This window comes from Streptomyces sp. YS-3, assembly GCF_045257485.1.
Lineage (GTDB): Bacteria > Actinomycetota > Actinomycetes > Streptomycetales > Streptomycetaceae > Streptomyces.
Genome location: NZ_JBJHPC010000337.1, coordinates 1 through 8,076, shown reverse-complemented (window position 1 = coordinate 8,076; position 8,076 = coordinate 1). Strand labels below are relative to the sequence as shown.

At 72.5% G+C, this 8,076-nt stretch carries 10 protein-coding genes; 5 read left to right on the top strand and 5 right to left on the bottom strand.

The features are described 5' to 3' along the window. On the bottom strand, positions 1-247 hold a 247-nt coding region (locus ACJA3G_RS24155; protein WP_406555134.1), incomplete at its 3' end, for a biotin carboxylase N-terminal domain-containing protein. Between the two features lie 382 nt (positions 248-629). Between ACJA3G_RS24155 and ACJA3G_RS24150 the strand changes: the two genes are divergently transcribed. Beyond that, positions 630-1,103, top strand: coding sequence for a hypothetical protein (locus ACJA3G_RS24150; RefSeq protein WP_406555133.1), 474 nt, complete (start codon positions 630-632; stop codon positions 1,101-1,103). A gap of 23 nt (positions 1,104-1,126) precedes the next feature. On the opposite strand, the gene ACJA3G_RS24145 is transcribed toward ACJA3G_RS24150, so the two are convergent. The 4 genes from ACJA3G_RS24145 to ACJA3G_RS24130 form a co-directional block, all read right to left on the bottom strand. Continuing rightward, a complete protein-coding gene (locus ACJA3G_RS24145; protein ID WP_406555132.1) occupies positions 1,127-1,747 on the bottom strand; it encodes a nucleoside triphosphate pyrophosphatase in 621 nt (206 codons plus the stop codon). A 12-nt stretch (positions 1,748-1,759) separates the two neighbouring features. Beyond that, complete coding sequence (mmpB, locus tag ACJA3G_RS24140) at positions 1,760-1,888, bottom strand: morphogenic membrane protein MmpB (RefSeq protein WP_358837859.1); 129 nt, start codon at positions 1,886-1,888, stop codon at positions 1,760-1,762. 98 nt (positions 1,889-1,986) lie between these two features. Then, positions 1,987-2,193 carry an acyl-CoA carboxylase epsilon subunit gene (locus tag ACJA3G_RS24135; RefSeq protein WP_406555131.1) on the bottom strand — a complete coding sequence of 69 codons (207 nt, stop codon included), beginning with the start codon at positions 2,191-2,193 and terminating at the stop codon, positions 1,987-1,989. Positions 2,194-2,210: 17 nt separating this feature from the next. Then, complete coding sequence (locus ACJA3G_RS24130) at positions 2,211-3,812, bottom strand: acyl-CoA carboxylase subunit beta (RefSeq protein WP_406555130.1); 1,602 nt, start codon at positions 3,810-3,812, stop codon at positions 2,211-2,213. Positions 3,813-3,948: 136 nt separating this feature from the next. On the opposite strand from ACJA3G_RS24130, the gene ACJA3G_RS24125 reads away from it, so the two are divergent. The 4 genes from ACJA3G_RS24125 to ACJA3G_RS24110 all read left to right on the top strand — a co-directional run. Beyond that, positions 3,949-4,809: a biotin--[acetyl-CoA-carboxylase] ligase gene (locus tag ACJA3G_RS24125; protein WP_406555129.1), complete on the top strand. Its 861-nt coding sequence runs from the start codon at positions 3,949-3,951 to the stop codon at positions 4,807-4,809. 172 nt (positions 4,810-4,981) lie between these two features. After that, positions 4,982-6,139 (top strand): adenylate/guanylate cyclase domain-containing protein, encoded by a 1,158-nt coding sequence (locus ACJA3G_RS24120; protein ID WP_406555128.1) that lies wholly within the window; start codon positions 4,982-4,984, stop codon positions 6,137-6,139. A gap of 85 nt (positions 6,140-6,224) precedes the next feature. Further along, the gene (locus tag ACJA3G_RS24115) at positions 6,225-7,025 is read left to right on the top strand and encodes an enoyl-CoA hydratase/isomerase family protein (protein ID WP_406555127.1); all 801 of its coding nucleotides are present in this window, start codon (positions 6,225-6,227) and stop codon (positions 7,023-7,025) included. Positions 7,026-7,147: 122 nt separating this feature from the next. Continuing rightward, positions 7,148-8,076 (top strand): diguanylate cyclase domain-containing protein (locus ACJA3G_RS24110; protein WP_406555126.1); only part of this gene is annotated, 929 nt, incomplete at its 3' end.

Below are 8,076 nucleotides of genomic sequence, written 5' to 3'. Positions count from 1 at the left end.
AGCCGTAGCCGGGGTGGATGGCGTCCGCGCCGGAGTCGGCGGCGGCCTGCAGGACCTTGGCGATGTCCAGGTAGCTGGCGGCCGGGGTGTCACCGCCCAGAGCGAATGCCTCGTCGGCCGCGCGGACGTGCAGAGCGTCCCGGTCCGGATCGGCGTAGACGGCTACGCTGGCGATCCCGGCGTCCCGACACGCCCGGGCAACGCGGACAGCGATTTCGCCACGGTTGGCGATGAGCACCTTGCGCACGATGGCTCCCTCCTTGAAAACAAGCTGAGTTTAGGGAAGCCGTACACCGGCCCACGACCCGTCCCCCGTGGTGAGGTTGCCCACACGGAGTGTGATGCGCGGCTCGCTCATGTGGCGAAATCCCTTGTCGCACCACGGTACGCCGGGTCCCTGCCCGGCACATTAGCCTTCTGGTGTGGTCAAGGTCTCTGTCCCGAAGGCCAGGGGGCCCCTCACATTCTTTGTGGAGTCCCTACGAATGGCCGAATGAATCTTTGCCGCCGGAAGATCGTGGCCCCGGCGTTGTCAGGACCCTTGCCCAAGGGTTTACCGGTGAGTAGCGTTCGGTTGTCAGACGTACTACCGGTAACAGGGGCTGGGTGCGAACGAGGGGTGGTGCGCCGTGGCGCGCAGAGCGGTGGCCGTGGTGGCCGCGATCGTTCTTCTGGGCGAGGCCGTCGGCTTCGTGCTGGTGAACTGGTTCCTCGGACGCGTGGTGCACCAGCAGAACATGTCCCTGGGCGGGATCGACTCCGCCACCATGTCGACCACCACGTACGTCATGGGCGGGGCCTTCGGCCTCTACCTGGCCGTGTGCGGCGCCATCCTGCTGTTCACCGGCGTACGCGACCGCGCGCCCGGCCGGCTCGGGCGCATCCTGCTCATCACCTGCGCGGTGGTGCACGGCGTGCTGGGCGCGCTGACCGTCGGGCTGATGGGCTGGGCCGCGTTCGCCTTCATGATGCTGGTCCTGGCGCTCGTCGTACTGACCCTGCTGATGTACGCGGCGCCCCCGCTGCCGGCGGAGCCGGAGGACGGGGAGCCCGCCGAGGCCCCGCCGGGCAAGGGGACCCCGCCGGAGCCCGCCGCGGCCTGAACCCGTCGCCGCGAGCCCCCCGGCTAGCGGTCCGCCCAGAGGTCCGTGATCGCGACGTCCAGCTCCGCGAGCAGCGTGCGCAGCAGCGGCAGGGAGAGGCCGATGACGTTGCCGGGATCGCCGTCGATGCCGTTCACGAACGGGGCCGAGCGGCCGTCCAGGGTGAACGCGCCCGCCACGTGAAGGGGTTCGCCGCTCGCCACGTACGCGGCCACCTCGGCGTCGCTGGGCTCGCCGAAGCGGACCGTGGTGGACGCGGTGGCCGAGGCGCGGCGCCCGTTCGCCGTGTCGATCACGCAGTGGCCCGTCCGCAGCACACCGGAGCGCCCGCGCATGGACTTCCAGCGGGCCGTGGCCTCTTCGGCGTCGGCGGGCTTGCCCAGCGCCTCGCCGTCCAGCTCCAGGACCGAGTCGCAGCCGATGAGCAGCGCCCCGGCGGCCTCCGGRCGGGCGGCCACGGCGTCGGCCTTGGCCTCGGCGAGGACCAGGGCGAGTTCGCCGGGGGTGGGGGCGGTGAGGGCGTCCTCGTCGACCCCGCTGACGATGACCTCCGGTGCGAGACCGGCCTGGCGCAGCAGACCGAGCCGGGCGGGGGAGGCGGAGGCGAGGACGAGGCGGCGTGCGGGGGCAGTCATACGGGTCATCGTAGACAGCGCTCAGCGGATGCTGACGACGAACATCGCCAGCACCATGAGCAGCGCGAGGACCAGGCCCGCGCGGCGCATCTTCGCCTGCGCCTCGCGCAGTTCCTCAGGCGGCTCGTTCTTCGGGTCGGACCACAGCATGCCTTCGATACTGCGGCCGGAACCGGCCGGGCGCCTGAGTACGGGTACTCAAGGCGGACCGCCCCCGTACGTACGGAGGCGGCCCGCCCCGAAGGGCCCTAGGCCGGCCAGTAGGTGCGCGCCCAGGAGCGCGGACCCGGGCGGGGCACCGGGTGGCGGGCGATGCGGGCCGGGTCGGACCAGTCCTCGGGGGGCAGCGGCGCGCCGGACGGCACAGAGGCTGTCGCCGCGGCGCGCGCGCGGACCACCGCCAGTGCGGCGGCCAGCTCCTCCGGAGTGGGGTTGCCCCGTACGACCTTGATCATGACCGCTCCTTGGGGGCCTAGAGGGGGATGTTGCCGTGCTTCTTGGGAGGAAGGGTCTCCCGCTTCGTCCGCAGCTGACGCAGGCCCCGCACGACATGGGCACGGGTCTCGGACGGCATGATCACGGCGTCCACGTACCCGCGCTCGGCCGCGACATACGGGTTGAGGAGCGTGTCCTCGTACTCCGAGATCAGCCGGGCGCGGGTCGCCTCCGCTTCTTCGGCGTCAGCGGCGGCGGCGATCGTGCGCCGGTGCAGGATGTTGACCGCGCCCTGCGCGCCCATCACCGCGATCTGCGCGGTCGGCCAGGCCACGTTGAGGTCGGCGCCCAGGTGCTTGGAGCCCATGACGTCGTACGCGCCGCCGAACGCCTTGCGGGTGATGACCGTGATCAGCGGGACGGTCGCCTCGGCGTACGCGTAGATCAGCTTGGCCCCGCGCCGGATGATGCCCCCGTACTCCTGGTCCACGCCCGGCAGGAAGCCCGGCACGTCCACGAAGGTGATCACCGGCACGTTGAAGGCGTCACAGGTGCGCACGAAACGCGCGGCCTTCTCCGAGGCGTTGATGTCCAGACAGCCCGCGAACTGCATCGGCTGGTTGGCGACGATGCCGACCGGATAGCCCTCCACGCGCCCGAACCCGGTGATGATGTTCGGCGCGAACAGCGCCTGCGTCTCCAGGAACTCGCCGTCGTCCAGCACGTGCTCGATGGCCGTGTGCATGTCGTACGGCTGGTTCGCGGAGTCCGGGATGAGCGTGTCCAGCTCCCGGTCGGAGTCCGAGACCTCCAGGTCGGCCTCCTCGGGGAAGGCCGGGGCCTCGCTCAGGTTGTTCGAAGGCAGGTAGGAGAGCAGCGACTTGACGTACTCGATGGCGTCCTTCTCGTCACCCGCCATGTGGTGCGCCACGCCCGAGGTGGTGTTGTGGGTGCGCGCGCCGCCCAGCTCCTCGAAGCCCACGTCCTCGCCGGTGACCGTCTTGATGACGTCCGGGCCGGTGATGAACATGTGCGAGGTCTGGTCGACCATCACCGTGAAGTCCGTGATGGCGGGCGAGTAGACCGCGCCGCCCGCGCAGGGACCGACGATCAGCGAGATCTGCGGGACCACACCCGAGGCGTGCACGTTGCGGCGGAAGATCTCGGCGAACAGGCCGAGCGCGACCACACCCTCCTGGATACGGGCGCCGCCGCCGTCGTTGATGCCGATGACCGGGCAGCCGGTCTTCAGCGCGAAGTCCATGACCTTGACGATCTTCTCGCCGTAGACCTCGCCGAGCGAGCCGCCGAAGATGGTGAAGTCCTGGGAGTAGACGCAGACCGGGCGCCCGTCGACCGTGCCGTACCCGGTGACGACACCGTCTCCGTACGGACGGTTCTTCTCGATGCCGAAGTTGGTCGAGCGGTGCCGGGCGAACTCGTCGAGCTCGACGAAGGACCCCTCGTCGAGGAGCAGATCGACCCGCTCACGGGCGGTCAACTTGCCCTTGGCGTGCTGCTTTTCCACAGCGCGCTCGGAACCGGCGTGCGTCGCCTCCCCGATGCGGCGCCGCAGATCCGCGAGCTTGCCCGCGGTCGTGTGGATGTCGGTCACTTCTTGCTGCTCCGGCTCGGACATCGGGACGCGGCTCCCTGCCTGGTCACGGGTTTTCGGCTGGCTACTGACTCGTAGGGTAGTGGCGCGCCTACCGTTCGGCAGTGCGTCGTTTGCCACACCGGGGTGCGCTTGCGCCCGCGCGCCTAACCTGGGCCGTATGACGCCCCAGGACGCATCCCGAAGCCGCTGGTCCGACCTCGACCGGCCGCCGCTCAACGCCGCCGCGCTGCGCCACGCCCTTGTGCGGCCCGGCGCCCTGTGGACCTCTCTGGAGGTGGTCGGGGCGACCGGCTCGACCAACTCCGACCTGACCGCACGGGCCGACGAGCTGACCGAGGGCGCGGTCCTGGTCGCCGAGGAGCAGACCGCCGGGCGCGGACGGCTGGACCGCAGCTGGTCGGCGCCGCCCCGCTCGGGCCTGTTCTTCTCGGTGCTGCTGCGGCCCGGCGCGGGCGTCCCGATGGAGCGCTGGGGCTGGCTGCCGCTGCTCACCGGGGTGGCCGTGGCCACCGGTCTGTCCCGCGCCGCCGGCGTCGACACCTCGCTGAAGTGGCCCAACGACCTGCTGGTCACGGTCGGCGGCGAGGAGCGCAAGGCGGGCGGGATCCTGGCCGAGCGGGCGGGCCGGGACGCGGTGGTGGTCGGCATCGGCCTGAACGTCACCCTGCGCGCCGACGAACTCCCGGTGCCCGCCGCCGGGTCGCTGGCGCTCGCGGACGCGGTCTCGACCGACCGCGAGACCCTGCTGCGCGCCGTGCTGCGCTCCCTGGAGCAGTGGTACGTGGACTGGCGCGAGGCGGGCGGCGACCCGGCCGCCACCCGGCTCCAGGAGACCTACGCGGCGGGCTGCGCCACGCTCGGCCGAACCGTGCGCGCCGAGCTCCCGGGCGACCGCGCCCTGACCGGCGAGGCGGTCGCGGTGGACGGGGACGGGCGGCTGGTGCTGGCCACCGAGGAGGGCGTGCGCGAGCCGGTGGCGGCGGGCGACATCGTCCATCTGCGCCCGGCGGCGGACTGAGGGAGCGCGCTCCGGGGACGCCCCGCGCGCGCTCCCCGGACCCCCTTGCACCGCCTCGGGGGACAAGGCAACGGGTGCGGCGACGTGAGCTACGGCACACCTGCCGTATCGTGGAGCCCGATCCAGCGACAGATCGGCAGGGAATGCGCAGGGAACGGGCAGGAGGCGGCTGGTGACCGTCGACGACACGCAGTCCGGCGAGGGTGACGGCCCCCACTCGGAGCCGGCGCCCTCCGCCTACCCGACCCCGCACCACGTCGTGGACCACACCGCCGAGCCCACCGCCGATCCGCTGGCCATCCGTCTGGAGCAGCTGATCCTGGGCGCGGACCGGCGGTACACGCCGTTCCAGGCCGCCCGGACCGCCGGTGTCTCCATGGAGCTGGCCTCCCGGTTCTGGCGGGCCATGGGCTTCGCCGACATCGGGCAGGCCAAGGCGCTCACCGAAGCCGATGTGCTGGCCCTGCGGCGGCTGGCCGGTCTGGTCGAGGCGGGGCTGCTCAGCGAGCCCATGGCGGTCCAGGTGGCCCGCTCCACCGGGCAGACCACCGCCCGGCTGGCCGAATGGCAGATCGATTCCTTCCTGGAGGGCCTGACCGAGCCGCCCGAGCCCGGCATGACCCGCACCGAGGTCACGTACCCGCTGGTCGAGCTGCTCCTGCCGGAGCTGGAGGAGTTCCTCGTCTATGTGTGGCGGCGCCAGCTGGCCGCCGCCACCGGGCGCGTGGTGCAGGCCGCCGACGACGAGGAGATGGTCGACCGGCGCCTCGCCGTCGGCTTCGCCGACCTCGTCGGGTTCACCCGGCTGACCCGGCGCCTGGAGGAGGAGGAGCTCGGCGAGCTCGTCGAGGCCTTCGAGACGACCGCCGCCGACCTGGTCGCCGCGCACGGCGGCCGGCTCATCAAGACGCTGGGCGACGAGGTCCTGTTCGCGGCCGACGACGCCGGGACGGCCGCGGAGATATCGCTCCGGCTGATCGAGACCATGGGCCACGACGAGACGATGCCGGCGCTGCGCGTGGGCATCGCCTTCGGCACGGTCACCACCCGGATGGGCGATGTGTTCGGTACGACCGTGAACCTGGCCAGCAGGCTCACCTCGATAGCGCCCAAGGACTCGGTGCTGGTGGACGGCGCCTTCGCCGAGGAGCTGGCGCGTACCGGCGACGCGCCGGTCTCCGAGACGCAGGCGGCGGAGGAGGCGGCCCGGGCCGAGAAGGAGGGCGAGGAGCCCCCCAAGTACCGCTTCGCGCTGCAGCCCATGTGGCAGCGGCCGGTGCGCGGGCTCGGCGTGGTCGAGCCGTGGATGCTGCACCGCCGGGGCGGGTAGCCGCCCTTACGGGGCGCGCGCGTCCCTGCCTAAGATCCCCGACGTAACGTTCGTTAACGTCGGTCGGGAGGGTCTCATGGGTCCCATGGGCACGGATGAGCAGCGGTACGGGGAGTTCGTCGCCATCAGGCGGCACGAGTACGTGGCCGAGCTGGTCCTGGACCGGCCCAAGGCGATGAACGCCGTCTCCACCGGGATGGCCCGCTCGATCGCCGCCGCCTGCGACGCGCTCGCGGCCGACCCCTCCGTCCGCGCGACCGTGCTGACGTCCACGCACGAACGGGCCTTCTGCGTGGGCGCCGACCTCAAGGAGCGCAACTCCTTCACCGACGCCGAGCTGGTGCGCCAGCGCCCCACCGCGCGCGCCTGCTACACCGGCGTCCTGGAGCTGCCCATGCCGACGGTGGCGGCCGTGCACGGCTTCGCGCTCGGCGGCGGGTTCGAGCTGGCGCTCGCCTGCGACCTGATCGTGGCGGACGCGACGGCCGTCGTCGGCCTGCCGGAGGTCTCGGTCGGCGTCATCCCCGGCGGCGGCGGTACGCAGCTGCTGCCCCGGCGCGTGGGCGCGGCCCGGGCCGCCGAACTGGTCTTCACCGCACGGCGGGTGGAGGCCGCCGAGGCGCGCGAGCTGAACCTCGTGGACGTGCTGGTGGACGCGGGTGAGGACCGTACGAGTGCGCTGGAGCTGGCCGGGCGGATCGCGGCGAACTCGCCGGTCGGGCTGCGGGCCGCCAAGCGGGCCATGCGCCTGGGCCACGGGCTCGACCTGCGCGCCGGGCTGGAGGTCGAGGACGCGGCGTGGCGGTCCGTGGCGTTCTCCGGGGACCGGGCGGAGGGCGTCGCGGCCTTCAACGAGAAGCGGAAGCCGCAGTGGCCGGGGGAGTGAGAGGCCGGGGGAGTGAGAACGGCGTCGTCTCGGGTACATGGAGTGCTCGACCTTGATCGAATGTGATCGATCTGGCCCAGCCTAACTGATCAAACCGGGGCAAACCTCCCTAAGCTGGAGGGATGCGCGGTGAGGGTGAGGGTGTGGGCGGGACCGAGGACGCACGGCTGCGGGCGGTGGTGTCGCTGGCGCAGGCCATGGCCGCGGCCCACACCCCGCGCGAGTCCTGGCGGGCGGCGGCGCTCGGCGCGCGGGACGCGCTCGGCGGCAGCTTCGCCGCGCTCTCCACGTGGGAGCGGGAGCTCGGCCGGCTGCGGGTGCTGGTGAACGCGGGCGAACGGGCCGCGGGGGAGGAGGAGTTCCCCGAGGACGAGACGTATCCGGTCCACCAGTTCCCGGAGATCACCGAGTTCCTGCACGAGCGGTGGGCCGGCGGCGGTGAGCCCAACGCGTGGGTGGAGACGGCGGCCGGCCCCGACGACTCTGCTGGCTACTGCCACGAGCGCGTCACCGCCCTGCGCCGGCGCGGGCGCGGCTGCTGCGTGGTCGCGCCGATCGTCCTGCACGGGCGGGCGTGGGGCGAGCTGTATGTGGCCCGGCCGGCGGGCGCGCCGGTCTTCGGTGCCTCCGACGCGGACTTCGCCACCGTGCTGGCGTCCGTGGCGGCGGCCGGGATCGCCCAGACGGAACGCCTGGAGGAGGTCCGCCGCCTCGCCTTCACCGACCCGCTGACGGGTCTGGCCAACCGGCGGGCGGTGGACGTACGCCTCGACGAGGCGATCGAGGCGCACCGGCGGGACGGCTCGGTGGTGAGCCTGGTGGTGTGCGACCTGAACGGGCTGAAGCGGGTCAACGACACCCGGGGGCACGCCGTGGGGGACCGGCTGCTGGAGCGCTTCGGCTCGGTGCTGTCGCTGTGCGGCGCGATACTGCCCGGCGCGCTCGCCGCGCGGCTCGGGGGCGACGAGTTCTGCCTCCTCTCGATGGGGCCGCAGGCGGACGAGGTGGTCGAGGTGGCGTCCGAACTGTGCCTGCGGGCGGGGGAGTTGGA